27 protein-coding genes are annotated in these 26,264 nt (G+C 69.6%); 10 read left to right on the plus strand and 17 right to left on the minus strand.

Annotation, left to right across the window (positions count from 1 at the left end; genetic code table 11):
• Positions 1-206 precede the first annotated feature (206 nt).
• Positions 207-1,316, minus strand: a complete 1,110-nt coding sequence (locus UK23_RS38275) for a hypothetical protein (protein ID WP_045316673.1) — start codon at positions 1,314-1,316, stop codon at positions 207-209.
• Between the two features lie 158 nt (positions 1,317-1,474).
• Between UK23_RS38275 and UK23_RS38280 the strand changes: the two genes are divergently transcribed.
• Together UK23_RS38280 and UK23_RS38285 are read left to right on the plus strand one after the other, a co-directional pair.
• Positions 1,475-2,731, plus strand: coding sequence for a sigma-70 family RNA polymerase sigma factor (locus UK23_RS38280; RefSeq protein ID WP_156213693.1), 1,257 nt, complete (start codon positions 1,475-1,477; stop codon positions 2,729-2,731).
• A gap of 100 nt (positions 2,732-2,831) precedes the next feature.
• Positions 2,832-3,959, plus strand: coding sequence for an RING finger domain-containing protein (locus UK23_RS38285; protein WP_045316674.1), 1,128 nt, complete (start codon positions 2,832-2,834; stop codon positions 3,957-3,959).
• A 9-nt stretch (positions 3,960-3,968) separates the two neighbouring features.
• Here the strand turns inward: UK23_RS38285 and UK23_RS38290 are convergent, their stop codons facing one another.
• The gene (locus UK23_RS38290; protein ID WP_045316675.1) at positions 3,969-5,579 is read right to left on the minus strand and encodes an RING-H2 finger protein; all 1,611 of its coding nucleotides are present in this window, start codon (positions 5,577-5,579) and stop codon (positions 3,969-3,971) included.
• Between the two features lie 8 nt (positions 5,580-5,587).
• On the minus strand, positions 5,588-6,655 hold the full coding sequence (locus tag UK23_RS38295; RefSeq protein WP_045316676.1) for a hypothetical protein: 1,068 nt from the start codon (positions 6,653-6,655) through the stop codon (positions 5,588-5,590).
• A gap of 288 nt (positions 6,656-6,943) precedes the next feature.
• Here UK23_RS38295 and UK23_RS38300 point away from each other — a divergent pair, with 288 nt between their 5' ends.
• Entirely contained in the window at positions 6,944-7,357 is a 414-nt protein-coding gene (locus tag UK23_RS38300) for an SsgA family sporulation/cell division regulator (protein ID WP_196778074.1), read from the plus strand.
• A 6-nt stretch (positions 7,358-7,363) separates the two neighbouring features.
• On the opposite strand, the gene UK23_RS38305 is transcribed toward UK23_RS38300, so the two are convergent.
• The gene (locus tag UK23_RS38305; RefSeq protein ID WP_045316677.1) at positions 7,364-8,464 is read right to left on the minus strand and encodes a hypothetical protein; all 1,101 of its coding nucleotides are present in this window, start codon (positions 8,462-8,464) and stop codon (positions 7,364-7,366) included.
• 189 nt (positions 8,465-8,653) lie between these two features.
• On the opposite strand from UK23_RS38305, the gene UK23_RS38310 reads away from it, so the two are divergent.
• Complete coding sequence (locus UK23_RS38310) at positions 8,654-9,412, plus strand: RING finger protein (protein ID WP_045316678.1); 759 nt, start codon at positions 8,654-8,656, stop codon at positions 9,410-9,412.
• 17 nt (positions 9,413-9,429) lie between these two features.
• On the opposite strand, the gene UK23_RS38315 is transcribed toward UK23_RS38310, so the two are convergent.
• The 3 genes from UK23_RS38315 to UK23_RS38325 form a co-directional block, all read right to left on the minus strand.
• Positions 9,430-10,332, minus strand: coding sequence for an RING-H2 finger protein (locus tag UK23_RS38315; protein ID WP_045316679.1), 903 nt, complete (start codon positions 10,330-10,332; stop codon positions 9,430-9,432).
• 13 nt (positions 10,333-10,345) lie between these two features.
• Positions 10,346-11,932 carry an RING finger domain-containing protein gene (locus tag UK23_RS38320; protein ID WP_156213694.1) on the minus strand — a complete coding sequence of 529 codons (1,587 nt, stop codon included), beginning with the start codon at positions 11,930-11,932 and terminating at the stop codon, positions 10,346-10,348.
• A 133-nt stretch (positions 11,933-12,065) separates the two neighbouring features.
• A complete protein-coding gene (locus tag UK23_RS38325; RefSeq protein ID WP_045316681.1) occupies positions 12,066-12,926 on the minus strand; it encodes a hypothetical protein in 861 nt (286 codons plus the stop codon).
• Positions 12,927-13,731: 805 nt separating this feature from the next.
• On the opposite strand from UK23_RS38325, the gene UK23_RS38330 reads away from it, so the two are divergent.
• Entirely contained in the window at positions 13,732-15,384 is a 1,653-nt protein-coding gene (locus UK23_RS38330) for an RING finger protein (protein WP_156213695.1), read from the plus strand.
• Between the two features lie 37 nt (positions 15,385-15,421).
• On the opposite strand, the gene UK23_RS38335 is transcribed toward UK23_RS38330, so the two are convergent.
• Positions 15,422-16,192, minus strand: coding sequence for a hypothetical protein (locus UK23_RS38335; RefSeq protein ID WP_045316683.1), 771 nt, complete (start codon positions 16,190-16,192; stop codon positions 15,422-15,424).
• 489 nt (positions 16,193-16,681) lie between these two features.
• On the opposite strand from UK23_RS38335, the gene UK23_RS38340 reads away from it, so the two are divergent.
• A complete protein-coding gene (locus tag UK23_RS38340; protein WP_045316684.1) occupies positions 16,682-17,398 on the plus strand; it encodes a spermidine synthase in 717 nt (238 codons plus the stop codon).
• Between the two features lie 17 nt (positions 17,399-17,415).
• Here the strand turns inward: UK23_RS38340 and UK23_RS38345 are convergent, their stop codons facing one another.
• From UK23_RS38345 to UK23_RS38355, 3 genes are all read right to left on the minus strand, one after another.
• On the minus strand, positions 17,416-17,721 hold the full coding sequence (locus UK23_RS38345) for a hypothetical protein (RefSeq protein WP_045316685.1): 306 nt from the start codon (positions 17,719-17,721) through the stop codon (positions 17,416-17,418).
• Positions 17,705-17,944, minus strand: a complete 240-nt coding sequence (locus UK23_RS38350) for a DUF397 domain-containing protein (protein WP_045316686.1) — start codon at positions 17,942-17,944, stop codon at positions 17,705-17,707. Before UK23_RS38350 ends, UK23_RS38345 begins: the two co-directional genes overlap by 17 nt.
• Before the next feature lie 155 nt (positions 17,945-18,099).
• Positions 18,100-18,981, minus strand: coding sequence for a helix-turn-helix domain-containing protein (locus tag UK23_RS38355; RefSeq protein WP_045316687.1), 882 nt, complete (start codon positions 18,979-18,981; stop codon positions 18,100-18,102).
• A gap of 214 nt (positions 18,982-19,195) precedes the next feature.
• On the opposite strand from UK23_RS38355, the gene UK23_RS38360 reads away from it, so the two are divergent.
• The 3 genes from UK23_RS38360 to UK23_RS38370 are packed head-to-tail and all read left to right on the plus strand — an operon-like array spanning position 19,196 to position 20,731.
• Positions 19,196-20,014 (plus strand): SAM-dependent methyltransferase, encoded by an 819-nt coding sequence (locus tag UK23_RS38360; RefSeq protein WP_045316698.1) that lies wholly within the window; start codon positions 19,196-19,198, stop codon positions 20,012-20,014.
• Between the two features lie 50 nt (positions 20,015-20,064).
• Positions 20,065-20,259: a hypothetical protein gene (locus UK23_RS38365; protein WP_052685419.1), complete on the plus strand. Its 195-nt coding sequence runs from the start codon at positions 20,065-20,067 to the stop codon at positions 20,257-20,259.
• 55 nt (positions 20,260-20,314) lie between these two features.
• Positions 20,315-20,731 (plus strand): hypothetical protein, encoded by a 417-nt coding sequence (locus UK23_RS38370; protein WP_045316688.1) that lies wholly within the window; start codon positions 20,315-20,317, stop codon positions 20,729-20,731.
• Between the two features lie 3 nt (positions 20,732-20,734).
• Here the strand turns inward: UK23_RS38370 and UK23_RS38375 are convergent, their stop codons facing one another.
• Genes UK23_RS38375 through UK23_RS38385 form a run of 3 tightly spaced genes read right to left on the minus strand, consistent with a single transcriptional unit; the run spans position 20,735 to position 22,351 of the window.
• Positions 20,735-21,169 carry a hypothetical protein gene (locus UK23_RS38375; RefSeq protein WP_045316689.1) on the minus strand — a complete coding sequence of 145 codons (435 nt, stop codon included), beginning with the start codon at positions 21,167-21,169 and terminating at the stop codon, positions 20,735-20,737.
• Positions 21,166-21,531, minus strand: coding sequence for a hypothetical protein (locus UK23_RS38380; protein WP_045316690.1), 366 nt, complete (start codon positions 21,529-21,531; stop codon positions 21,166-21,168). Before UK23_RS38380 ends, UK23_RS38375 begins: the two co-directional genes overlap by 4 nt.
• Positions 21,532-21,571: 40 nt before the next feature.
• Entirely contained in the window at positions 21,572-22,351 is a 780-nt protein-coding gene (locus tag UK23_RS38385) for a heparin lyase I family protein (protein WP_045316691.1), read from the minus strand.
• A 165-nt stretch (positions 22,352-22,516) separates the two neighbouring features.
• Between UK23_RS38385 and UK23_RS38390 the strand changes: the two genes are divergently transcribed.
• Positions 22,517-23,548, plus strand: a complete 1,032-nt coding sequence (locus tag UK23_RS38390) for an NAD(P)/FAD-dependent oxidoreductase (protein ID WP_045316692.1) — start codon at positions 22,517-22,519, stop codon at positions 23,546-23,548.
• Here the strand turns inward: UK23_RS38390 and UK23_RS38395 are convergent.
• The 3 genes from UK23_RS38395 to UK23_RS38405 all read right to left on the minus strand — a co-directional run.
• Entirely contained in the window at positions 23,545-24,048 is a 504-nt protein-coding gene (locus UK23_RS38395; RefSeq protein ID WP_045316693.1) for an SRPBCC domain-containing protein, read from the minus strand. The genes UK23_RS38390 and UK23_RS38395 overlap by 4 nt on opposite strands.
• 76 nt (positions 24,049-24,124) lie before the next feature.
• Positions 24,125-25,198, minus strand: coding sequence for a S1 family peptidase (locus UK23_RS38400; protein WP_045316694.1), 1,074 nt, complete (start codon positions 25,196-25,198; stop codon positions 24,125-24,127).
• A gap of 10 nt (positions 25,199-25,208) precedes the next feature.
• Positions 25,209-26,264, minus strand: a 1,056-nt coding sequence (locus UK23_RS38405; protein WP_045316695.1) for an AbfB domain-containing protein, incomplete at its 5' end; no start/stop codon positions are given.

Here is a 26,264-nt window from a genome sequence, read left to right on the forward strand (position 1 = left end):
AGGTGCGCAAGGCTGTGCGCGCGACCCGGATGCACGAACAGCCGGCCGCCGGCTGACAGCTCTCCCGCATCGAGGCCGACGAGCACGTCGGGTCCGTCACGGGCCTGACGTGCTCGTCGCCTTCCACACCGAGCCGAGCGGCCATCGAAGTGCCGTCGCTCGGCAAAGCCAAGCCCAGCACCCGAACATGGCGCTGACGGTGGCGGTCAAACCAGTGGCGCGACCACGTCCTCGATGCCGAGCAGCTCACGCACCACGTTCATCTGCTCCCGCAGGTGACTGTTCTCCTGCCGCACCACGGCGCAGCACCACAGCAGGCTCTCCAGTTCTTCCATCGCCTCGCGCGCGTAGGCCTCGTCGATCGCCCGCAGCGTCTCGAACACCGGCTCCCGGTCGGTTTCCGGCGTCCACCGCGCGCCGAAGTCCTGCAGCGCCGTCCACACCTCCGCCAGGTGCTCGTTCAGCTCCGCGACGCTCGTGGCCAGGTCGAACCAGGCCGTCGACGGTCCGAGCGTGTGGCTGTGTGGTCGCAGGTCGGGCACGTTCAGCCGCACGCACGGCGTCTCGCGCAGCAACGCCACCACGGACGGCACCTGGTCTTCGGTCACCAGTGCGAACCGCATGCAGACCAGGCGCATCGCGCCGAACTGCTCGCGGTGTGCGACGGCGACGGTGTCCGGTGTCGCGGACGCGTCGAGGAACAGGTCAGCCACCTCGGCACGCCGCTCGCACCACGCCGTGATCCGGGTGGCGAGCGCGCCGAAGTACAGCACGTACCGCTCGATGTCCTCCGCCGGTGGCGGTGTCGCGCCGGTGACGGCGTCGTAGAACGCGCGCAGCGCGGTGTTGTAGTCGTCGACCTCGCGTGCCAGCGCCTCGTTCGCACCCGGCATGAACAGGTGGTCGCCGTACACCACGGGCAACCGGGCCGGGTCGAGCACCGGCATCGAGCCTGCCTCGTCGAGGAACGGCCGGGTGACGTAGGCCTGCCAGTCATCCCCCACGTACCGGTAGTAGTACGCAGAGCGGTCGGCGCTGAACGCCGCGTCCAGCAACGGTGCCGCGACACCGAGCTGCGCGAGAACGGCCCGGTCCAGCTCCGCGCGGCAGAACGGGCAGCTCGGCGCGGCGGGCAGCTGGCCCCATTCGGCCTCGTCGTCGCTCGCGGTCGCGACCGCTGTGGGCACCGTCGACTGCTCGACGAGCATTTCCAGGCAGGGCAAGCACATGCGGCCCGTGCACTGCGCGTCGACAGCGGTCACCGGCCGCTGCTCGACGCAGATCGGGCACGTCATGTCGTAGTTCGGCGTGGTCAACCCGCAAACCTCCGGCACCGTTGACTTCGGTCTCGGACGGGATTGTGGCGCCGCCGCCGCACCGCCGACTTGCCCGGAAGGGCAACCACGAGGCGCGTAATCAACGAGCGGCACGCGTGTGTGGACGTCGAGAGTCCAGACAGCGGCGAGGTGGGAACGTGTCGACAGCAGACCCGATGACCGATGCGGACGAACGGACGGATGCGGAGCTGCTCGCGGAGGTTCGCGCGGGACGAACCTCCGCGTACGGCGTGCTGTACCAGCGGTACCTGGGTGCCGCCCGGCGCACCGCGGCGGCGATCGGGTTCGGCGGTGCGGAACGCGACGACCTCGTCGCCGAGGCGTTCGCCGCGTCGTTGCGAGCGTTGCGGCGCGGTGCCGGACCGACCGAGGCCTTCCAGCCGTACCTGTTGCGCGCACTGCGCAACCTCGCGATCAACCATCGGCGCGCGAACGCCCGCGTCGTTCCGCACGGCGACGTCTCGGTGCTGGAACGACCGGTCGACGAACCGGACCCGGTGATCACCCGCTGGCACCACGACCTCGTCGCGCGCGCCTTCGGCACGCTGCCGCAGCGGTGGCGGCAGGTGTTGTGGCACACCGAGGTCGAAGGCGCGAGCCCGGCCGAGGTGGCGGCGCTGATCGGCGGCACGGGCAACAGCGTGGCGGTGCTGGCCTTCCGGGCCAGGGAAGGCCTGCGCCGCGCCTACCTCAAGGAGTACCTGCCGGACGTGGAGGACGAGCGCTGCCGTGCCGTCGTCGAGAAGCTGAGCGCCTACGTGCGGGGCAAAACCGGCACCGGCGACACCCGGCGAGTTCGGGCGCACCTCGACGAATGCCCGCGGTGCGCAGACCTCGCCGCCGGGCTGGCACAGCTCAACCGCGGGCTGCGCGGCGCACTGCTACCGGTCGTGCTCACAACGCCCGCATTGGCGTCATCGCTGTCCAATGCCGCGCACGGCACGCTCGGCGTGGTGAAGACGATCGCGGCGGCGACCTTGCTGGCAGCGGGGGTGTCGGTCTGCGCGGGCGCGGGCGCGGCACCACCCTCCGCACCGAAGCACCCCGAAGTCCCGGTCGCCGAACAGGCTTCCACCGGACAGGCCACACCGATCAGATCGATCCCGTCCGCACCGCCATTGCTGACCGCCGTACCGGACACCTCTGTCACGCGAACCGAAGCCCGCACCGCCCCAACGGTTGCGACCCGCTCTTCGGCTGTGGCGGAACTTCCCCCGCTCACCAGCGCGGCCCGGCACACCACCACCGCCGATCAACCCGACACCGCCGGGCAGCCGAGCTCCACGGCGACGAGCACGCCCGCGCCAGTTTCCAGCTCGACGACGCCGTCCTGTGACCTGGTGGTCACCCGGCCCAACGGTCTCTACGTGTGCGTCGCCGTACCCGGCCGTTGACTCCGCGCGAGCACGGTGATCGCCACGAACACCCCGGTTGCCCTTTCGCGCTGCCCCAACGGATCTGGGCACGCCGAGTTGATCACTCCACAGTGGGCCGGTGCAGATCATCGACCTGACCGGCTTTCCCGCGCTGCTGCGTCACTTCACCGGCCAGCCGGAGCCCGAGCCCACCTTCTTCGTCCTCGTCGACTGGATCAACAACCTGTGGTCGTACGGTGAGTTCGCGAGCGACGACTTCGCGAAGCTCGTCGACCGGGCGGTGAACGAGGTCACCGGCGCGCAGGCCGGCGCTCCGCAGGAGTGCGCGGTGTTGCTGGCGCGGTTGCGCGATCTCGTCACCGACGAGTGCCCGGTGTGCGTCGACCCGCTCATCGACGCGCGCATCCGGATTCCGGTCTCGGTGCTGCCCGCGTGCGCGCACGGGTTCCATCTCGTGTGCATCGCCGACTGGCTGGCGCGCACGGCCGTCGCACACGCTCAACCGTCGTGCCCGAGCTGCCGGGCCGGGATCGACCTGGCCGCGCTACCTCCCGCGCTCGTCGGTGAGGTGACCGCGCGCATCACCGGTCCCGGCGACGGGCCGCTCGCGACGTCGATGATCTCGTTGCACGGAATCGCCGAGTCCGGTGAGCTGATCCAGCTCGTGCGGCGGTACAACGCCGAGAGCGAGGGCACGGGCGTCGGCCGGCGGACGGCGCTGCTGGACGAGGTCGCGGCCGCCGTCACCGAGTTCGCCGAGTCCGCCAGGATCACCGGTACCAGGCTGTGGGCGGTCGCCGAGCTCACCGCGGACTGCCGGCAGCGCTGCGAGCACCTCGCCGCGTTCTGCGAGCAGCACCCCGAACGAACCGAGGCGCTGCTCGCCCGCGTCGGCGACTACTGGGGCGCCATGTCGCAGATGCGGGTGCTGGGCGAGATCCGCGACGCGTTGCGCGCGCTTGGACAGTCCTATGAGGACTTGCTCCCGGGACTCGACCTGACGACCGCGCACTCCGACGTGACCGACTTCCACGACCGGCTCAGGACGCGCTACGACGGCCCGGCGGACCACGACGACGCATCGGCGGAGGTCTTCTGGTTGTGCCTGGAGCGCATCCCCGCCGTCGTGCTCACCGTGCTGGACGCGGTGGACGAACGGGTGCGCCTGCTCGGTGACGGTGTGCTGGTCGCGCGCCGCGAGGCCGCGCTGGTGCTGGACCAGGTGCGGTTGATCCGTGGCCGCTGAGGGGCCCCGTCAGTCGTCCGCCAGGTGCCTGATCACGGCGTCGTGGTCGTCCTGCAACCGGACCGCGTAGTTCGCGAGCGGAGCCAGCGTCGCGGCCAGCACCGTCACCAGTTCGCGGATCTGCTCCACCTTCGCGGTGAACCGCGACCTCCCGCTCGCCGTGCCGCTGTCGGCAAGCTCGGCGACCAGCTGGTTCAACACGGTCAGCTGCGGTACCGCGAAATCGAGGCCGTCGTCCAGTCTGGCCAGCTCGCGCACGCATTCCTGGACGTCCGCCATCCGCCGCAACAGCCCGTCGGCCTCATCTTCTCCCGAACGCGATCCGTCGGCCCAGCCCTGGGTGGTCGCGGGCATGTCGGCGAGCAGCGTGAGCCAGGAGCTGAGGTCGCGGGTGACCAGCGGTCCGAGGAGCTCGTCGCGTGCCTTGACCGCGGTTCTGACCGCGTTGGCCGCCGCCGTGCGCTGTGCGCCGGTGGCCGTGCCGTACGCGTCGATCGCCTGCCGGATCGCGGTCATCGCCTGCCGCCCGCGAGCGCTGTCCGGCCACGCGACGTAGAGGGTCTGGCGTTGCTGCGGTGGGAACTGTGCCCGGACGTACGCCTCTGCGGGTTGGGCCGCCGAGGGAGTCTCGGTCTCGTCGTCGGTGTCGTACTCGTCGGAACCGTCCAGGCCTTCCCAGCCGTCGAGACCTTCGAAGTCCTCGGCCAGGTCGAGCACCGGCATGATGTGGTCCGGCATCGGCTGCGGCTCGACGTTCTCCCAACCCGGCTCGACCTCCCGGCACAACGGGCAGGTGCGCCGTTGTTCCAGCCACGGCACGACGCAGTCGTTGTGGAAGACATGACCGCACGACAGCGTCAGCGTTCCATTGCCGGACATGGTCTCCTGGCAGACGGTGCACACCGGCTCGGCGGCGTCCGCGAGCTGCGAGCTCACTTGGGCGACCACGCCGTACACCTCGCTCGCGCAGTCCCGCAGTGCCACCGCCTCGGCGTGCAGCGAGAGCAACGCGTGCTCCACCGCCGCCATCCGCGCCTGCACCACCTCTGACCAGTCGCGAACCTGGTAGGTGAAGGGCAGCAGCACTTCCCGCATCCGTTCGGCGTCCGGTGCGGCCGGCAACGCCAGCGCGACGGCGGCAACTCGCGGAGCGTTGCGCAAGTCGTCGAGCCTGCCGAGTGCGTCAGCCGCGTCACCGCGTCCGCCCGCGTCCAGCAGGGCGGCGACACCCTCGAGCGCGGTGCACGACGGCAGGTTCCACCGCAGGAAGACGTGGTCGAACGAGAGCCGCAGGTCGTCGGCGGAGACGTCCGTGTCGAGCACCGCCGCGAAGTGCTCCCAGCGACCTGCCTTGTCCCGCAGCTCGTCGAACCACTCGTCCAGGGCGCCGCCCGCGGCGGTGCAGTCCGCGACGAGATCACTCGCGCGGGTGTGCAGCTCCGCCACCGTGCTCGCGGCCGTCCGCAGCAGCTCGACCGCATGCAGTGCGGAGAAGTCCGCGTGTCGCACCAGCCCGTTGTACCGGTCGACCGCCTCGACGAGCGCCACGCGTTCCGGTTCGAACCGGCTCGCGCCCGTCAGCTGCTCCGACCACTGCGTCAGATCCACTTCGTGAACCATGGCTGTCCTCAGACCACCTGTTCCTGACCGATGTTCGCGATGAGCGCGGCGACCTGGAGCCCGAAGAGCTGAAGCAGCCCGTCGACGCGGTCCGCCCACCGCACGAGCGGTAGGACCTCGCTCGTCAGGAACTCGTCGACCAGGTTCAGCCGGGTGCGCGCCGCCGTGACCGTCGCGGTCTCGTCCTGGGTGAGCGGCCGCCCGCCGTCGGCGTCCAGCCGGGTCGCGAGATCGACGACCAGCTGCCGCTGCCGCGCGACGATGTCGCGGGACTCGGCCACGTCGGCGAGCAGCTGGGCCATGTCGCCGGGAGCGTTCCCGGCGTTGCACGGCGGCACCTCGACCACGTACTCGCGGACGAGGGCACGTGCCCGCGCGCCGTTCACCGGATGATCGAGCGTCCCACCCATCCGGTAGAGCCAGTCCACGTTGTCGGCGACCGCGAGCACGGCGGCCAGTTGACGTGCCGTGCCGACGATCTGCCCGTAGCGGGCGAACAGCTGGGCGAGGTCGGTCAGGTCGTCGCGCAGCAGAGCGCGGCACTGGGCGATCTCGGGTGCGGTGCGCGCAGCGCGGGCGTGCAGCAGGTCGTCGTTGAACCGCCGCATCGCTTCGAACGTGCCGCCGGCGAGCTCGGGGAACCGGCCCGGCTCGGCGACCTGCTGCTGGAACGCGGCGGCGTCCAGCGGTTGCGCCTGCGCCACGACACCGATGAACGGGTCGTCCGGGACACGGTGCCACTCACCGTCCCGCAGGAAGTAGTCGGCGGCGCGGTCGGCGGCGAACACCTCGTCCCACAGCGCGGCGTCGAAACCCTGCTGCACCACATGCCCGCGCTCCAGCGCGCAGGTGCAGAGCGGGCACGCCGGTGCGGCGCGCAGCCTGCCCATCCCGGCACCGATCTCGACGGGTTCCAGCGACTGCTGGAAGATCCAGCCGAGACAGGTCATGCACAACGCGATGCGGCACGCCCCGCCGGGGTGCATCACGACGGCGGTGACGCCTTCGGCCGCCAGCTCGTCCCAAGTGGACATGCACACCGGGCACGTGGTCAGCTCGCCGTAAGTCGTGGGCATCGCAACCTCCAAGACCTGTCACCACGACGGTAGGGAGCGCGGAGCACCCGCTGCCTGCCCGCTCGGGCACCACCGGGGGAACAACCGTTCGTCCGGCTCGGCCGGCGGGGCATCCACGTGGTGGCCGCCCTCACGTCCAGGGGCGAGGGGCCCGCCCGGCCATTTCGTCCGCCACGCCCTACCGGTTCGGTGACGGCCCGTAAGGCCCGGCGGTGTGCGGAGTCTTCCCGGTATCACGATCCGATGTGGAGCGTGCCGTCCCACCGCCAGGTCGAGGAGCGCCGACTCATGGACCATGTCACCACCAGGACCACCAGTGCCCTGCACATGAGTTGCGCCGACGGCACGGAACGATCGCTCGCCACCGGGATCGTGTACGACACCAGGGACCCGTACACACTGGCGTTCGTCTTCACGGTCGGTTCCCAGCAGGTGCGGTGGGCGATCGGCCGTGATCTCGTGGCCGCCGGGCTGCTCGCGCCCACCGGCGATGGTGACGTGGTCGTCCGCCCTGCTGAGGACGACGCCACCCGCGTCGAGTTCCGGCTCGCGGACCACGGTCGGGTGTCGACGCTCAGCGCGGCGCTGCTGGACGTGGCCGAGTTCGTCGACCGCACCTTCGAGGTCGTGCCGATGGGCGAGGAGTCGCGGTGGATGGACCTCGACGGCGAAATCGAGAAGCTCTTGTCCGCCATCGAGTAGCGGTGCTCAGCCGACCCCGAGCACCTGCCTGATGGTCGCGACCACGGACAGCAGATAGGTGTTCTCCTTGCGGAAAGCGGCGCATTCGTCGTGGACCTCGTCCAGCTGCGAAACGCATCTCTGGACATCGATGTCCTCCATGGTCTGCAGCACCCGGCGCGCCTCCACCCGCGCGGTCGCCGCCGTCCATCCGGGCGCCTGCAGCAGGAGATCCACCCACAGCGCCGACAGCTCGTCGTTCACCCGGTTCGTCTCCGCGGCGGTCTGGAACCAGGACGTGGTCTCGCCCAGCAGGTTCGCGATCGGTTCGAGGTCCGGCACGGTGAGCCTCAGGCACGGCGTGGCGACGAGCACGTCGGTGAGCACGCCGACCGTCTCATCGGTGGCCTCGCACAACCGCAGGCACACCGTCGTCATCGCGGCCAGCCGGGCGACGTGACCGTCGAGCACCTCGGTCGGCACGGCCAGCACCAGGTTCACCACGTCACCACGCCGCCCGCAGAGCGCCGCGACGCGGTTCGCCGCGTCCTGGAGGTAGCACCGCCATTCCTCGACCTGCGCCGCGGTCATCGGCACCCCGGCGCCGATCAGGTTCCCCAGGTGGAACAACGCCGAATTGTAGTCGTCCACCTGGTCGCCGAGCGCGTCGTTCAGCACGGGCATGAGCGTCAGGTCGCCGTAGAGCGAGCCGAGGTGCTCGACGCCCATGCCGGGCAGGGCATTCGCCTCGGCCGCGAACGGCAGCTCGCCGTAGGGCTGCCAGTCCCCGCCCGCGTAGCGGTAGTACGGCCGGCCGCGGTCCAGCCCCCAGGCGGTGTCCACCAGCACGGGGTCGAGCGGCAGCAGCTCCAGTACCGCCCGGTCGAGCACGAGGCGGCAGAACGGGCAGCTGATCGCGGGCAGCTGTCCCCATTGGACCTCGTCGTCGCCCGCCGTGGCCACGGCGATCGGCACGCACGACTGGCGAACGATGTTCTCCAAGCACACCAGGCAGAGGAGGCCGACGCAGCGCGTGTCGACCCGCACCCGCGGCCGGGTGTCACCGTAGGGTTCGGCGCATACGAGGCACTCGGCGTCCTCGTCCAGGCCTGTGGTGGGTGTGGTCAACGCGACGACCTCCGGGTGGCAACGACTCGCCCGTATCGTCACCGCGCGGACCGCGCGTCCGGTTGCCCGAAAGTGCCTGCGCGCGTTCACCGTCCACAGCGGACCGCACGCTGCCCCCACCGTTGCCCCCGCGAACGCCCGCTTCCGGTGCCGGGCTGGGATCGTCGACCTCGGACCAGGAGGTGAACCATGCCGCTCGCGGACGTGGACGAGTGCGTCGTCTGCCTGGCCGAGATCGATGATCCGCACATCGCGAAGGAGCTCGGCTGCGGCCACTGCTTCCACCTCGAGTGCATCCTGCAGTGGGGCGCCGGGTCACGGCGGTGCCCACTGTGCCGCCTCGACTTCACCGCGGACTTCCCGGAGGCGGTGGACATCGGCCAGGCAGGCTCGCTCGCGGCGGACACCGTGCTGCACGACGCGAACGCGGCCGTCCGCGCGGCGGTCGAGGGGTTCAACGCGCACGCGAACGCGGGCTCCCCCGGCCCGCGAAGCGATCTCGACGCGATCGTGAGCAGCGTGGTCCGCGCACTCGTCTGGCGGCAGGAGGCCGTCGAGGAGCTGGCGTGGGTGTGCTCGAGCGCCACCGATCTCGCGCAGCGGTGCAGGCGTGAACTGACGCGGATGGCCGAGGACGCCGGGTCGGCGCCCGCCTCCGGGTGGGCTGCCCTGCACACCGCGTTCGGTGAGCTCGTCACCGTCCTGTCGAGCACCACCAGCACCGAGAACGCGGCCGCGCTGATCCGGCAGTCGGCAGCCCGGCTTCCGGGCGGCAGCGGCAATCCCGTCGGCCACGAGGTTCTGACCGAAGTCGTCTCCGCACTCGACGACGTGCGGCTGAGGCTGATCGAGCTGACGGACTGGTGCACCGTCGCCGCCGAGGACAACAGCGGCGTGTGGGACGTGGTGCGGTCGATCGCCGCCCCGCTGGGGCTGACCGCGCACTGACGATCGCACCGGGCGGGCTACGCCCCGGTCAACGTCCGGCGCAACCACGCTGCCACCACCGCGAGATGGTCCTCCAGGCGACGGTTGTCGCGCATCGCGGCGGCGTAGCGCTCCTCGTGCACCTCGAGTTCCCGCACCACCAGGAAGAGGTACCCGTCCAGCTCGACGCACCGGTCGTGCAGCACGCTCGCGAACCGCGCCCAGTCGCGTGGTCCGGCCACTTCCTCCGTTGCTGTCCACTGTGGATCGGCCAGCTCCGGGACGACCTCGTCGCAGAACACCGCGGCGGCGAACGAGACGTCGATCAGCGTGTCGGCCTGCAACGCCGAGGCGAGCGCCCCCACCTGGCGCGAGACGTCCTGGGCGACCGGCGGCAGCCGGTCGCAGAACGCCAGCAGCGGGGCGAGCACGAACGGGTCGGCCGGACCGCCCGCCGCTGTCTGCCGGTGCAGACTCTCCGCGAGCGACCACACCTGGTCGAAGTCGTCGCGCCACCGGAAGACCGCGTCCACCGGCGTGCTCAACACGACACCGGTGGCCTCGCCGAGCAGCCGAGCACGCCGGGCGAGCGCCTCGTCCAGCGCGACCGCCGCGGCATGCACCGCCTCCGGCGCGACCGTGCTGCTCAGCAACCGGTTGAGCGCACCGGTACGCGTCACCACGTCCACGTCCGCCCTCACCACGTCGGCGGAGAAGGTCGCACCGAACCCTTCGTGCAGAGTGGGGCACCCGGCGACGTCCACCGGCCCCGGCGGGGTGAGAGACCGGCACAACGGGCACTCGGGCTGAGTCCGCAGCCACGGCCGGACGCAACCACCGTGGAACCCGTGCCCGCACGGCAGCACCTCGGCCTGCCCTGGCGGCAGCTCCTCCCGGCAGATCGCGCAGATGTCGTGCGTGGCACCGACTGGCAGGCTCATCTCGTCGAACCTCCTATGTGGATGACCGGCGCGGCCGCACTGCCTCACGCACCTTCGCGTGGGCTCTGGCCACCTCGGTGGCCCACGCGCACCACGGGGCGAGTTCGCGGTCGAGCGCCCGCAGCCAGCCGGTCACGACGGCGGTTGCGGCCCGCAGACCTTCATCGAACCGACCGTCCGCGGTGCCCGCGGCGCCCGCTACCCCGGCGATCAGCGCGGCACCGCCCTCGGCGAGCAGGGCCAACCAGGCAGACGCTCGAGCGGCGTTCGCGGCGTGCCGCAGGAGCTGCGGATACGTCGCGGCCAGCTCGGTGCACGCACCGGCGACCTGGTCGAGCCGCACGGCGAGACCCGCGCAGCCGAACCGGTCCTCGACGCCGGTGAGCGACTCCGCGAGACGCGTGTCCTCCGCCGCTCGCATCAGCTGCGCCGTGCGCACCACTACAGCTTGGCGCGCCGCCTCGATCACCTCGGACCAGCCGGTCCACGTCCCGTCAGCCAGTGCACCCAGCACCCGTTCGTGTTCACGCACGGCGGCGTGCACTTCGGCAGCGGCGGCCTCGACGTCTCCTCCGTCCGCCAGCGCCCGCGCGTGGGCACCGACCGCGCTCCTGATCCGGCGCTGGTGGCGCGACCCCTCAGCACCACCCGGCCCCACGTAAAGGGCACCGGCTCGCCTCGGTGGGAAGACCGACCGCACGTGCTCACCGTCCACCGCGAGCCGGCCAGGCAGATGCGGCTCGGTGTCCTCGCCCGCCTGTGCCCGGCACAGCGGACATCGCCCTCGCGTGCTGAGCCAGCGGGAAACGCAGTCGTCGTGGAAGTCGTGCCCGCACACCAGAGCACGCACCTCGCCGCCGTCGAACGGCTGGTGGCACACGGCGCACCGGTTTTCCGGGCTCACGACAGGCAGGCGGTCGAGCTCCTGGTCGCGTCCGGCGAGCACAGCGCGTGCCTTCCCGACATCGGACACCAGGTGCGCCGCGCACCGGTCGAGCGAGGTCAGCTGGTCCACCGACCGGTGCACACACGCCACGAGCTGCCCGTGCCAGCCGCCGATCGACTCGACGAAGCTGCGCAACGCGCCCAGCACTACGCCGAGATCCTCCGCACCGTCGATCACGGCACCGGTCTCCTTCGCGATCTTCACCGGAGTCCCGCACAGTTCGCGGAGCAGACCGAGGTCCCGTGCGAGCTCCGGCACCGTGTCCTCCGCAGCGACTCGCTCGTCCACGACCGGGACGTCCCACCGGTGCGCGTGGAACGACGCGGTGAGGTCGCTGACCGTCGCACCAGTGCTCAGCACGCGCGCCAGGTGACCGAGCCGCAGCACCATCTCGGTGACCTCGAGCAGCCAGCTCTCCAACGACTTCAGCAGTTTCTGGAACTCCCCGCGCCGCGCGTCCGCGTGTGCGGCGAGGTCGCGGAGCAGGACGTCGGCGACGCGCAGCAGCTGCCGTGCGTCCATCGGGACGAACGCCGGCGTGGCCACCAGGACGTTGTAGCGCCCCAGCACCGCGGTGACTTCCCCACGTTCGGCGGCGAGCAGCGGGGACGAGGTCAACGCGGGCCAACCGCGCAGCTCGACGCCCAATTTCATGATGCTCACCTCTCGGGACGACCCGGACTTTCCGTCGTTGCCGACGATGCCACCGCGACGCCGGCGCCGGCCCACTCGGACGGGCAGTCCCCAGGGCAGGAGCGCGATCCCCTTTCAGTCCACAAAGGACGAATCACAGCGTCTCGAACAGCACCGCGGCACAGCGCTGGTACGCGAACTGCAGATCACCGTAGGCAGCTGACAAAACCTGCGCCGCCTGCTCGCGTTCGGCTTGCCACCGGTGATCGGCGAAAGAGTCCATCTCAACCCACTCCGCGCCGTCCCCCGGCGGCCCCGGCGTGCCCGCGCGTTCCTGTTCCACCGCTTCGGCCAGCACCGCGCGCACCTGCTGCAGCAGTTCCTCAGCCGACTCCACCCGCTCTGCCACCTGAGCCATGACCGCGTCGAACGGTGTCGGCCGCGCCAATGCCGTGGCGGCAGCGAGCAACGGCCGCATCCGCTCGGCGGTGTTCAGCGCGGCGGCGAACTCGTCGTCACAGCGCACCAGCCCGGCAGAGGTGCCAAGCTCGTCGTGGGCACGTTTGACGTGCTCGCGCATCGTGGTGATGTGCTCGAGCGCCGGGCGGACTGTCGCGGCCGGCAGCGCGATGAGCTCGTCGTGCACGGCAACGGCATCCCGCAGCCGCCTCTCGGCCTTGTCGAGCAGCCTGGTGGCTTCCGCGCGCCGCCCAGACCAGTCGTTCTGAGCGGTCGCGCCCCCTCGCTCCAACACGCCGAACGCCTCCATCACCGCGTTCACGGCCACGAGCACGCCCCCCTCGATCATCCGCAGCCCCTCCTCGACGCGCTCGCTCTCCGTCGCGCTCTTGGCCTGCTGCAGAAAGGGATGCATGGCGAGCCCAAGATCCGTCGACCGCGACATGGCCGGAGAAGCGTCGAGATCGGCGGGCACCACTGCGGCTGCCACGGCCTGCCGCAGCGACACCACTTCCTGGCACAGGTCGAGCAGCAGTTTCTGCAGCTGGTTCGTCACGGATTCCCCCGTTCACGGCTCGTCGAGCCGCCGCGCCCACACCGCGCATGCGCCGTGCGGTGCCGAGACCACGTCGAACTCCACCCGTTGACCCGCGACCAGCGAGCCGGCGTGCTCCCTGTTCGTCCCCGGTTTGCCTCGGCAGAAGACACGACCAGCCGTGGGATCCGATGAGCGGGCCGCTGGCCGAACGGGCCGTGCGTCCAGTATCGCGAGGCTCCTCTGCGCGGGCACGGCCTCAAGGGCAGTCGCGCGGGCAGCCACGGCGCTTGCCGGAAGGTCGCCGCCCGTGAGCCATTTCGCCGGTCCACCCGCGCCCGAATGGACCACACCCGACAAGTGCCCCGCATGTCCGCAGGCGTTCGAACCCGAACAGCGGGTCTGGTTCAGCTGCCACCATTCGATGCGCAAGGCCTGCCTGCACTCCTGAGTCGCGACCAAGGGCGTGCACCGGGAATGGAGCTGTCCGTTGTGCCGCAAAGCACTGGCACCCGCCTGCAGGCCGCGTGGACCGCTGGCGGACGCGTTCGCCCGGCGCACCGGACCACGACCTGGCCACAACGCGGTGGTGTCACTCTTCGCCTAGTCCGGTGTCCGGCAGAGCCCTCGGCTCTGCCGGACAACCCTCGCACGACATCCCAGCCCCGACCACGGCACGGATTCGGGATGCCCATTGCGTTTTCTACGCGACCATCCGATCCGGCGACAACCGGGAGAACTCCTGGTCGGACCGGGCCCGGCGTTGCCCGCGGCGATGCCCGCTCGGCCGGTGCGGCCGGCCCGGTGCGCTGCCACCGTCGACGGCATGGTCAACCAGGTGGATTTCCGCGACTGGCCCGGCGGACCCGTGCTCGCGCACGTGGCAGGCACCGTCCAGAACGCCGTGGCAGTGTGCGAAACGGCGTTCGCCGGGCAGCGGGTGACTGCGGCGCTGCACCGCGAGGACGAGCTCGTGGGATCCGTGCGGGTCGACGACTTCGACCCGGCCGAGGTCGGCACGGCGGCCGGGACCGCCGTGGCGTGGCTGGACGAGGTGGGTGACGCGGCGGGTGCCGTCGTGGCCGAGGCGGACGCGCTGCGGCACGTGATCGCCATGTGGTTCGACAGCACCACCGAACGGCTCACTGAGATCTCCACGCGCTTCGACGCCGTTGCCGCGGAAGGAGGTTCTCACCTGCCGCCGCTGACGGACCGGCTCGCGGCCGTCGACCGGGCGGTGCCCGCGTTCGATCTCGACCGCCTCGGTGAGCTGGCGCGTTCGGTCGCCGCACCCGAGCTCACCACGCAGATCACGACGCTCGACGAGCTGCGGCGCTACGCCGCGCGCATGCCCGCGATGGTGGTGGAGGTGCTGGCAACGTCGGACGCTGATCCGGACGGCGTAGCGGCCACGCTGGCGGATTTCGCCGCCACCGTGCAGGCGTGGCAGCGCACGGCGGCCCCGGTCGCCGGCGAGGTGCTGGAACAGCTGCTGGTCGCGTCCGCGGCCGCCGAACGGCTCAGCACCGCGGCCCGGTCGTACGCGGCGGGATTGCGCGAGTCCACCAGCGAGTCGTGCCTGATCTGCCTGGAGAACGTGCTGGACGGCGAGGGCGCCGCGCCGTGCTGGCGGTTGTTGTGCGGGCACTCGTTCCACAGTCGCTGTGCGCACGACTGGCTCGCGCTGCGGGGCACGTGCCCGACTTGCCGCAGGCCCGCCGACGGCCTCACCGGGTTCATGCCGGTCTCGATGCCGGTGAACATCGATCCGGTGCTGGACTTCGGCGAGCAACCTGACGACGAAAGCGAGCTGGCGGTGCCACCGCCCCCGTCCTTCCCGGCGACGGACTTCCCCACGCTGTACGACGGGTATCTGGGGCCGGGGTCACCCACCTACAGCGGCAGACTCAATGAGCTGCTCGGCGCCCGCGAGACCGCGACCGACCACGGCAGGCGGGCCGAGCTCGACGCCGCCGTGCGCCGCGAGATCGCGGGCAGGGCCGAGCTGCTCGCAGAGCTCGACGGCAGCACGCCGCTGAGCCCGTGGCACGAAGTCCTGTCCGACACCGCCGAAATCCTGCGGGCCGGCGAGAGACGGCTCAGCGAGGCGGTGGCCGGCGCGGCCGGCCGCGACGACCTCGGCAGGCGAGTGAGCCAAGTCGGCCGCGAGATCAAGTACATGCTGACCAACTCGTTCGGTTTCGTCACCGATCTCGAGGACACCGCCTCGTGGGCGGAGGGCTTCACCGCCATCGCGACGCAGGTCCGCGCGGTCCGCGACTGGCTGTCGACGCTGGCCGGCTACACACCTTCCGCCCAGTTCGGTTCGCTGGACGAGGTTCACGACGACCTGGTCACGCGCAACAAGGCGGTGTCCGACACGGCGGCGGCGACTGCCGCCACACTGCTCGAGGTGTCCAAGTGGGTCGAGCAGGCCCGATCGGACCACGACGCGATCCTCGCCCGCCTCACCACCTGACCGGTGCGGGCCGGACTGCGGCGTGGTCCGGCCGGCCCTAGCCGACCGGGCCGAGGCTGAGTCCCATGTAGACGTTCCACGCGTTCTTGAGCCGGGTGTGCGCGCCGATGACGTCGCTCTCGATCTTCGTGCACTTGTTCAGGCGCTGTTCGGCCCACTTCCGCAACGCCCGCACGTCCTGGTGGACGCGCGTCAGCTGGACCCTGATCTCGAGCGTGGCGTGGTGAAAGCGATCCACGTCTTCCGGCTCGATCGGCCCGCGGCCGAGCCCGCGCCGTTCCCTGATCACGTTGTGCAGCGCGGTCTGGACGCCGAGCAGCGCCTCCAGCGCCTGGCCTGCCTCCGGCACGACCTTCCGCACCCCGTCGAGCGCCTGCATCACCGGTTCGACCACGATGTCGAGACCGTCGGCGGTCAGCACCTCTCCGCGCTCGGCGGCGAGCTCCTGCTTCTCCAGCTCGGCCCCCGCCGCGGTCATGGCCTTCTCGATCTCCATCGACGCCAGTGGCGCCAGCAGCGCCGAATGGGCGTCTGCCAGCGCGTGGACCGGGTCCAACCGGGCCGCCGACCGCTCGGCGAACTCGACGAGCCGGGCACGCAGCTGCTGCGCCATCCTCTCGGCTTCGTCCGCGGCCCTCAGCACCGCCGCGTAGTCCCGCTCCGCCTGGACGATCGCGGCCAGGTCCGCGTTGTACTGCTCCGCGGCGCGCCGAGCGCCCTGCGTGTCCAGCTCGCCGAACAGCGCCGTCACGTCGAGCTCTTTCGGAACCGGCAGCGAGCGCAGCCGTTCCGCCAACTCTGACCGCATCGTTCTCCTCCGTCGCGCGGTTGATGTCGTCTGTCCCAAGTCGACCAGTCGCGGCCGGGTTTCGGCTTGCCCGCACGGGAAGCACAACGGATATGGTTCAGGTCTCAGGCATCCGCCGGAGTTGTTCACCGTGAACGGTTTTCAGCCGATTTCCGGCGGCCCAGAGCCTGCACGAGCCTGGCCGGGTGCGATTCCCAGCCGTAGTCGTGTTGATTCTCATCGCGCTGGTCCCGGTGGTCCCCGCCCGTGCGGCGGCCCAGAGGGCGTCTACTACCTGCGGAGCGCCAGCACGGGCTTCAACCTGGCTCAGACCGGCGACTCGGCCGCCCTGCACCGACCCGAAGTGGACACTCGCCGCCCGCGCGGACCAGTGGGAGATCCCCGGAATCGGGCCAGGCCACCCCACCGGCTGCGACGGTTCCACACCACAGGCAGACTGTCGGCTCGCGGACCGATTCGCCGGACCGCCACCACGGAGCTGACCAACACATGAGTGCTCGTTTCCAGGAACTCGACTGGCGCCAGACACCTTTGGGTGAACTCACGCTGCGCAAGCGACACGATCCCGTTGTGGGTGGGGAAGTCCACGAGATCAAGCTCAACGACGAGTTCCTGATGTCCAGCATGTTCACCGTCGCCGAGGTCGAACTGGCCCGCCTCGCGCTCGCGGCAGTTCCGAGGGCACCCCTTGACGTGGTCGTGGGTGGTCTGGGGCTCGGCTTCACGGCGGTGACCGTGCTGGAGAACGCGGATGTCGGTTCGCTGCTGATCGTCGACGCGCTCGGCGAGGTGATCGAATGGCACCAGCAGGGGCTCATCCCCGCCGGGTCCGTGCTGACGGCCGACGCCAGGTGCCGCCTGGTGCACGGTGACTTCTTCGCGATGCTCCGCTCCGGACACGGCTTTGACCCGGCGACTCCCGGCCGGGCGTTCGACGCGATCATCGTCGACATCGACCACTCGCCGCGTCACCTGCTGCATCCCGGCAACGTCGACTTCTACGAGCCCGAGGGCCTGCGGCGGCTGGCCGGCCTGCTCCGTCCCGGCGGAGTGTTCGCGCTGTGGTCCAACGACCCGCCCGACGACGAGTTCATCGCCACGCTCTCGTCGGTCTTCACCGACGTCCACGCCGAGATCGTCAGCTTTCCCAATCCGTTGCAGGGCAAGGACTCCACGAACACCGTCTACCTCGCGAAGCTGACCTGAGCGGGGCCGGGCCGCGGTCAGGCGGTTCGGTCGTCGGGCAGTTCGAGCAGTTCCTCGATCACGCGGCAGGCGGGGCCGGTGCGCTGCCACGAGTACCGCGTCGGCACCAGGACGTTGGCCTCGTCCGCCGGCATCCGCGTCGCGATCGCGTCGTTCTCGTCGTGCAGACGGACGACGTCGATGACGTTGTCGTGAGCGCGGACGCCCACGACGGCGGTGAGTTCGCCCTTGTGGTTGCGCGGGTGGAGGAACTGGAAGCCGCGCAAGATCAGCGCGTTGAGCCGGACCGTGGCGCTGTCCATGGTGTCACGCGACGAAGTCATCGAACTCACCTTCCTTCGCACCCGCCAGGAAGGCCGCGATCTCGGCGCGAGTGAGAACAAGCGCGGGACCGTCCGGAAAGCGGGAGTTCCGCACTGCGATGCCGCCGTCGTCGAGCCGGGCGAGCTCCATGCAGTTTCCGGACGCGCCGCTGTGCCTGCTCTTCCGCCAGGTCGCGTCCGTCAGCAGGGCGGCTGACATCCCGCTGTGGATCGCTTCTCCCATGGCCACTCCGCCTCCGCGAAACGGGTGCATATGCACGTGCATTTGGCTGTGCACGCACGGTAGCAGATGCACTCGCACGGGTAAATGCACGTGCATTTGCACGCTCTATGGGTCGGCGGCGGCCGGGCTACAGCTCGGGTTACAGCTCAGCGGGGTTACAGCTCAGCGAGACGCTTGCTCAGCACCTGGCGCGTGCGGTCCGGCGTGTGGGCGTCGATGGTCAGCCGGTCGAACATCCGGCTGTACAGCTCGAGCTCCTTGCTCCGGTCGAGGTACAGGGCGCCGCCGCCGTGCTCGAGGTAGACGATGTCCGGCAGCTCCGGCTCGTCGAACCGCAGCATGGCGAACGAGCTCTCGGCCGCGTAACCGCTCAGGGAGTAGGGCAGAACCTGCAGGGCGATGTGCTTCTGCTTGGTGACGGCGAGCAGGTGTTCGAGCTGACCGCGCAACACCGCCACGCCGCCGATCGGCCGGTACAGCACCGACTCGTCGATCACCGCCCACAGACGGGGCGCGCCCGGCCTGGCCAGGATCTTCTGCCTTTGCATGCGCAGGGTGACGAGCTGTTCGACCGCCTTGTCCGCGAGGTCCGGGCGGCCGCGGCTCGCGATCGCCCTGGCGTAGTCCTCGGTCTGCAGCAGGCCGGGCACGAACTGCAGCTCGTACGTGAGGATTCTCGACGCGGCTTCTTCCAGGCCGACGTAGTCGTGGAACCAGTCCGGCATCAGGTCGCTGTAGCGATGCCACCAGCCCGGCTGGTTCGACTGGGCGACCATCTCGAGGAACATGTCCCGATCCGCCTGGTCGGTGACCCCGTACATGGTGAGCAGGTCGGCGACGTCGCGATCCTTCAGGCCGACGCGGCCGAGTTCCAGCCTGCTGATCTTCGACTCGGACCCGCGGATGGCGAAACCCGCTTCACTGCGCGAGATGTCCGCTGCTTCGCGCAGCCTGCGCAACTGCGCGCCGAGCACGATGCGCAGGGCTGTCGGGCCTCCAGGCCGGACGTTCGCCGAGTTGGAGTCAGCAGTCGCCATCAGGGCTCCTCCTTAGCGTTCCGGCCCTCACCTGCGCCAGTGCGGACAGCACAATCCACTCGAAAGGCGGTTGCTGTAGATGCAACGGCGCAAGGGGTGATCACTGTACGTGCAGCGGCGGCACATTCACGCATTCGGCTCATGTGCGTGGGCCGGGTGCGGTGTGATCTGATGCACAGAACGCCATGCCATGTCTACGTTTGTGAGGTTCGTGATGCCCGACACCGATGTGCCCGTCTACATCGACACGACGAAGGCCAGCATCGCCAGGGTCTACGACGCCTTCCTCAACGGCAAGGACAACTACGAGATCGACCGCGAGGTGCTGCGGCGGGTGCAGCAGGTCGCGCCGGAAGCGCAGACCCTCGCGTTCGACAACCGCAACTTCCTGATCCGCGCCACCCGCTTCATCGCGAGCCAGACGGGCATCACCCAGTACCTCGACTGCGGATCGGGGCTGCCCACGGCCGAGAACACCCACCAGGTGGCGCAACGGATCCAGCCCGAAGCTCGCGTGGTCTACGTCGACAACGACCCCGTGGTGCTCGCACACGGCCGGGCGTTGCTCGAGGAGAACGACCAGACGCACTTCTCGGCCGCGAACATCTTCAACCCCAAGGAAATCCTCGAGGACCCGATCGTGCGCAAGCACATCGACTTCACGCAGCCGATCGCGTTCTTCCAGCTCGGCACGCTGCACCACTACGATGGTGAGATCAGCCCGCAGGAGATCATGCGCGAGTACATCGAGGCGCTGCCGTCCGGTTCCTACGTGGCACTCAGCCACTTCCTCGATCCGCAGACCGCGGAGCACAGCGATCTCGCCCGCCGCATGGAGGACACGTTCCTGCACAGCCCGATGGGCACCGGCCGTTTCCGCACCCGCGACGAGATCGAGGGCATGCTGGCCGGCCTCGAACTGGTCGATCCCGGTCTGTCCCTGTGCGCCGACTGGTGGCCGGACGGTCCGCGCATCACGCCTCTCCCCCCGGTGTCGTACTGCATCGCCGGCGCGGTGGGCCGCAAGCCCTGACACGGCAGGACCTGGCCTGATCAGTTGGTGGCGGCGCTCTCCCCAGCCTCGTGGTTGAGTTCCACGGCGATCGGGTCTACGCCGTGAACTGGACGCAGGACCTGATGCCGGAACTGCTCAAGGGCATCGAGAACGCCATGGCGCGCGTCGGCGAGGCGGTCAAGCCGCCCGCCACGCTCATCGGCGTGGCGACGTTGGACCTCCCGGAGCACCTGGTCGAGGTCGAGGCGACCGCGATCATCTGATTTACCGGTGACTAACCGGCGCAACGGACGCTCCTCTCAAATCGAGAGGAGCACCATGCGCAAGATCCTGGCCGCCGCTGCCGTTTCGGCGGCAGTCGCCGTGACGCTCACCGGCACGGCGCAGGCCGAGTCTAACCAGTACTGCAACAGCGTTACGCAGATCGGATCGACTGCCTACGTGAAGAACTACGACGAGACCGTGGCATCGGTGAAGCAGTTCAAGGGCTGCGGCAAGAACTTCTCCTACATCTACGTGTGGGACTCGTGGATCGCTCGTGCCGGCAGGGACTTCACTCTCCGCACGCACATCCTGACCCGCGACAACAACACCCACGGGTACAAGACGGGTGCGCGGGGCCAGCGGGAGCTTTGGGGCGGTCCCGCGGACACGCTCGACGACTGCACGCGCGCGCACGGCGAGGTCGACGGCAGCAGCTACTTCCTGTTCGCCAAGACCAGCGAGCGCTGCTGAGCGTCAGCAGAACTCGGCAAGACCATCGGTCACCCTGACCGTCACGGTGGTGCGCCCGTCCGGACTGTGCCGGGCGGGTCCGTACTCCGCCAGCAGGGTCTTGTTCGCGCGAACATTCGAGTCATAGGCCCGAATGTGCTGCGCGCACTGACACTTGTGATCAAGCGGCGTCCCGCAGGCGAACTCGGCTCGCAGCCGGTCGACGTCGGCCGTGACGAGCACGCCCGACCACACCATCACGTCGTCTTCCTCGCCGTACGCCACGAAGTCGTCGTAGCTGAACGTGCGAACCTCGCCGACGTCGCAGGCCGCGCAGAACAGCACGCGGACGTAATCGTGCATGCGCTCGTGCGGCCCGCGCTCGCGGACGCCGATGACGACCTCCTGTGCGCCGTGGCAGATCAGGCAGTTGTCCGACGGCGTGTGCCACCGGCTCATCGGCGCATGCTGACGAACAACGCCAGTCCCGCGGACAGCGCGATCAAAGCCGACACGACGAGCTGGTTGAGCCAAACGGCCCAAACACCGCCATCCGCCGCGTGCAACGCGACGATCACCAGCCACAGCGCCAAAGCGATCGTGATCGGTTGCGCCAGCGGCACGTCCAGCGGCGCCATCGCCCGCACCATGCCGAGCAGCATGACGACGACGGCCAGTCCCATCGACCACCAGTAAGGCCGGAAAGCGTGCACGGACGCGCTGAAGTGCAGGACCGGTGGCGCGGCGATCAGCCACACGCCGGCCAGGAAGGCGGCGACACCGGCCCTGCTCTCGAACGTCCGAACTCGTAGGTCCCCCACGCGAGTAATTCTCACCTCTGACGGACCTGGAGGGAACACCTCATTCGTTGCGGTACGCCTTCATGTTCCGCAGCAGCAGGTAGGTGTCCTGCAGCTGCGCGGAGTCGCCGAGGGACCGGTAGATGCCCCACTTCGGATGCGCCTGGGTGCCACCGAGCCAGGTGTCGAAGTTGGACCGTGACGCGTTGACGACCGTGGTTGCGCCGTCCTTCAACGCGAAGCGCAACGAGCCGGACCCGTCGGCCACCTTGATCTCGATCTCCACGTCGATCCACTTGTTGCGCAACGGTGCGAGCGGCGTGCTGCCGAGTTTCGCCTGTCCCGCACCGAAGAGCCGCATCTCGACGGTCTCGGTGGAACCGCTGCGGAACAACGACATCGTCACGACCGGCGATGCCACACCGGTGTGCTTGACCTGGAAGATGTGCGTGAAGCTGGTCGTCCCCTTCAACGAGCTGGGGATGTACATCTGGTAGTTGTAGCGCCAGGTCTCGCCCTTCTTCATGTCGTGCCGGGTGCTGCCGGTCTGGATCGCGCGGACTTCCTGGCGCTGCCGGTCCGAACCGTCCCGATCGGACTTGTGCATCACGAACCGGTACTGGTCGCTCTCGGCGAAGATGTGCGTGGCCGACGGATGCGAGTTGGAGCGGTCGTCCTCGATGCCCACGAACGCCTTCAGCCCGACCGATCCGGGATTCGGCGCCCACTTCTGCACGAACGCCAGTGCTCCGACGTCAGCCGACGCGACTCCGGCGACAAACGGCGTCGCCGCGACGGCGAGCGCTCCTCGCAGTGCCGTGCGGCGGTTGAACAACTCCATGCGGGTTCCTCCTCGAACCAGAAGTTCGAGGCGGCGGTGCCCATCACGATCTGCGACAGACCTCCGACGTGTCAAGGCCTCACTTTTGTGGAGGATCCGTGCAGATCCGGTGAAGGTGTTGCGGCCGAACGGGAACCTCCGCCCTGGTCCGTCCTACGGTCAGGCATGGACACCGTGGACGTGCTCGTCGTGGGCGCCGGGCTGGCCGGGCTCAACACCGCTCGCCTGCTCGCCGACGCAGGCCTCGACGTGGCCGTGTGCGAACGCCGGACCAGCCTGGAAAGCGGTATCCGCACGACCGGGATCTTCGTCCGGCGCACCCTCACCGACTACGACCTGCCGCACCTCGGCCCGGCGGTCCGGCGTGTGCTGCTCTACCCGCCGTCGCTCCGGGAACCTGTCGAGCTTGTTAGCGCTCACGACGAGTTCCGAGTCGGTGACATGGCGGGCATCTACGCTCAAGCGGTCGAGGACGCCGAGCGGGCCGGTGCCCAGGTCCACCTCAACGCGAGCTATCCGATGAAGGCGACGAAGGCCCGGTTCACGATCGGCGCGGACGGCGCCCGGTCCACCGTCGCCAGGCAGCTCGGCCTCGACGTCAACCGGCAGCTGATCACCGGGATCGAGGAGGTCTACCCGATCAAGTCCGGCTCGACGCCGACGTTCCACTGCGTCGTCGACCCGCGGCTCGCACCCGGCTACATCGCGTGGGTCATCGACGACGGCGAGCACGCTCACGTGGGCCTGGCCGGACGCGCCGACCGGTTCGCCGCACCGCTGCCCCAGCTGCTGCAACGGTTCCGCGACAGCTTCCCCACGCCGACGCCCGTCGGGCCGGTCAAACGGCGCGGCGGACCGATCCCCGTCGGCGGGCTGCTGCGCAAGATCGTGTCGCCGGACGGGCTGCTGGTCGGCGACGCGGCTGGCGCGGTCTCCCCGCTCACCGCAGGCGGGCTCGACCCGTGCATGCGGATGTCCGAGCTCGCCGCCTCGGTCACGTTCGACTACCTGCGCAGCGGCAACAAGTACGTCCTGGAGCACTACGACGCTGCCGCGATGCGCCGCCGCTACCTCGTCAGGTCGACGATGCGTCGCGGGTTGTCGCTGGTCCGCGGGCCGGGCCTCGCCGAGTTGGCGTTCACAGGGCTGCGCACGCCCCTCGGCAAGGCCGCCGCCAGGCGGATTCTGTTCAATTAGGACTCCGCGATGCGCTTCAGAGCCGCGTTCTCCGCCTGCATGCCGTCACGCATCGCCTTGCCCATGAAGTGATCTGCTCCGCCGGACAGGATTCCGTCGATCAGCAGCTCGTTGGAGACGAGCACCGTGCCGTCGGGCTGCGTTGTGAGCGTGCGACAACGCTGGCCGTAGACGAACCACGCGTTCCAACCGGCGTCCTTCCAGCAGAACCGCCGGCCGGGCACGCCGTTGAGCACCGTGTGCTTCGCGGCCATCTTGGTCGAACCGAGGATGACGTCGACCTTCACCTCGTCGCCCGGTGACGTGCCTCCCTCGGCCCTGGTCACCCACGGGTTCCAGCTCGCGTAGCCGGGGAAGTCGGTCAGCAGCCCGTAGATGCGCTCCTGAGGGGCGGAGATGACCGTGTCGACGCGGTAGACCACCGAATGCTCCCCCGGTTCCCTGGGATCCAGTGGAGCGCCGCTCACCAGCATCGCGAGCACCAGACCTGCTGCCAGCACGTGATCACCTCGGAAAGAGAGCCGGGACGCAGACGTGAAGAAAATACGCGTCTGCGTCCCGGGTGGGAACGACCGATCAGGCAGTCAGCAGCCGCAACCCGTAAACACGCAGAATCTCGTTAACGGGCTGGAACCACGTGCGGCCACCGCTCGAGCAGTTGCCGTACCCGCCGGACGTCACGCCCTGCGCCTGGTCGCCGGTGATGAACGACCCGCCGGAGTCGCCCGGTTCCGCACACACGCTGGTGCCGACCATCTCGTAGACCGCGCCCTGCTGGTAGTTCACGGTCTCGTTGCGGCCCTGGACCACGCCGCAGTGCCAGTGCGAGGTCGAGCCGGAGCGGCACACCGACGTGCCGGGCGGGGCCTCCCACGAGCCGCGCACCAGGGCGTCGCTCACCTGGCCCCAGCCGAGCACGACCGCCACGTTCCACCAGCCGCCGCCGGTGCGGACCCAGCCGTAGTCGTTGGTGGGGAAGGAAGAGCCGACGAACTCCCCCTGCCACGAACGGTCCCAGCCGTAGACGTTCCACGCACCGACGTTGCAGTGGCCTGCGGTGACGTAACCGCCCTGCACGGAGAAGCCGATCGAGCAGCGGACGTTGCCCGTGTAGAAGGGGTCGCCGCCCACGGTGCCGGCCGCGAACGTCTGCGGCTTCTGCACACCTGCGGTGTTGACGACAACATCCTTCGGCAGACCGGAGAGATCGGCTCCTGGCAGAGCGTCGACCACCACGGCACCGCGCTGGACGTCGACCCGCCACCCGGCGACGTCCTTCGACACCGCACCGGCCTTCGACAGTCTGTCAATGCCGTTCTTGGTCGCTGTCAACGAGGCGAAGGACTTCGTGCGCAGAACCGGCTGTGCTCCAGCGGCTTTCACCGCGTCGAGCTTCGCGGGATCGGTCACCGCCACCTGGAGCCCGCCGTCGGCGAACCAGCTGCCGCCGTACGCGTCGGCAGCGGCCTCCTGGGCGGCGGGCGCGATCTTCAGCGCCACCTTCTCCTGGCGGATCCTGGTCAGCGCCTGCGCGGTGCTGATCCCGAAGTCGCGGCTCATCGCGTCGACGACTTCGGCGGAAGCCGCAGCGGCAGGGATTGTGATCGTGCTCAACACGATCGCGGACACGGAAACTATGCGTAGCAGCATGATTTCTCTCCTACGGTGCCCAGGGCGAGCTCACGGCCCAGCTCACGTCCTGGTTGTACGAGGCAGGGTTGTCGTACGTGTGCGCGCCGCCGTTCGAGGCGACCCAGACCTCCTCCTGGTAGTGGCGGATGTTGGTGCCGAGCTCGTTGACCGACTCCAGCCGCACACCGCCCTCGCCCGGCTGGGCGCAGAACGTGGCGTCGCGGCGGAACAGGTCGGAGTTCTCGCCTGCGTTGAGGCGAACGCGGAAGTCGGCGTGCCGCAGATAGCTGCCGGGAAAGTTGCGGGATTCCAGCGAGTAGCAGGTCGGATCGGCCAGTCCTCGCCTGATCACGAACGTCGAGTCCGCCTTCAGCAGACCGTCACTCCCGCTCGTCACGACGTCGGTGCGCGCCAGGCCGTCGCGGTGCCGCAGGTAGCGGTCCGTGAAGCCCGGTGTGGTGACGCGGAACGACCTGGCCTGGTCCAACGGCAGCTCCGCGCCGCTGCGCCACACCGCGACGCTGATCGCCCAGGTGGTGTCCGCGGCGAACGAGTTCGGGGTGTCCCAAGGGTTCGGGCCACCGCTGCGCGCCAGGTACACGTTCGCGTCGAAGTGCCTGATGAAGCTGCCGCGCACGTTGTACGACTCCAGCGCGGTGCCACCGGAACCTTCACGCGCACAGAACGTGGCGTCGGCGGCGACCGGGTTCGCCGCGATGCCGATCCGGGAGTTCGCGTGGCGCAGGAAGAGTCCAGGGAAGTTCCGCGACTCGAACGACAGACAGGACGCGTCCGCGAGACCAGGCCGGGTGAAGAACGTCGAGTCCAGGCGGTCGAGATCGGAGCCGGGCACGTCGGTGCGGGCCAGGCTGTCGCGGTGGCGCAGGTAGCGGTCGGTGTAGCCGGAGGTGGTGACGCGCAACGAAACCAGGTCGTCCGGCCCCACCGCCGTGCCGTTCGCGATCGCGAGAACCTTCTGGTTGACAGCGCGCACCCGGGACTCGGTCATCTTCAGCACGCGGCGGTCGTAGGTGTAGAAGCCGTTGACCTCGTTCTCGACGTCGTACGGTTCGGTGTAGAGGGA

The organism is Lentzea aerocolonigenes, from assembly GCF_000955955.1.
Taxonomy (GTDB): domain Bacteria; phylum Actinomycetota; class Actinomycetes; order Mycobacteriales; family Pseudonocardiaceae; genus Lentzea; species Lentzea aerocolonigenes_A.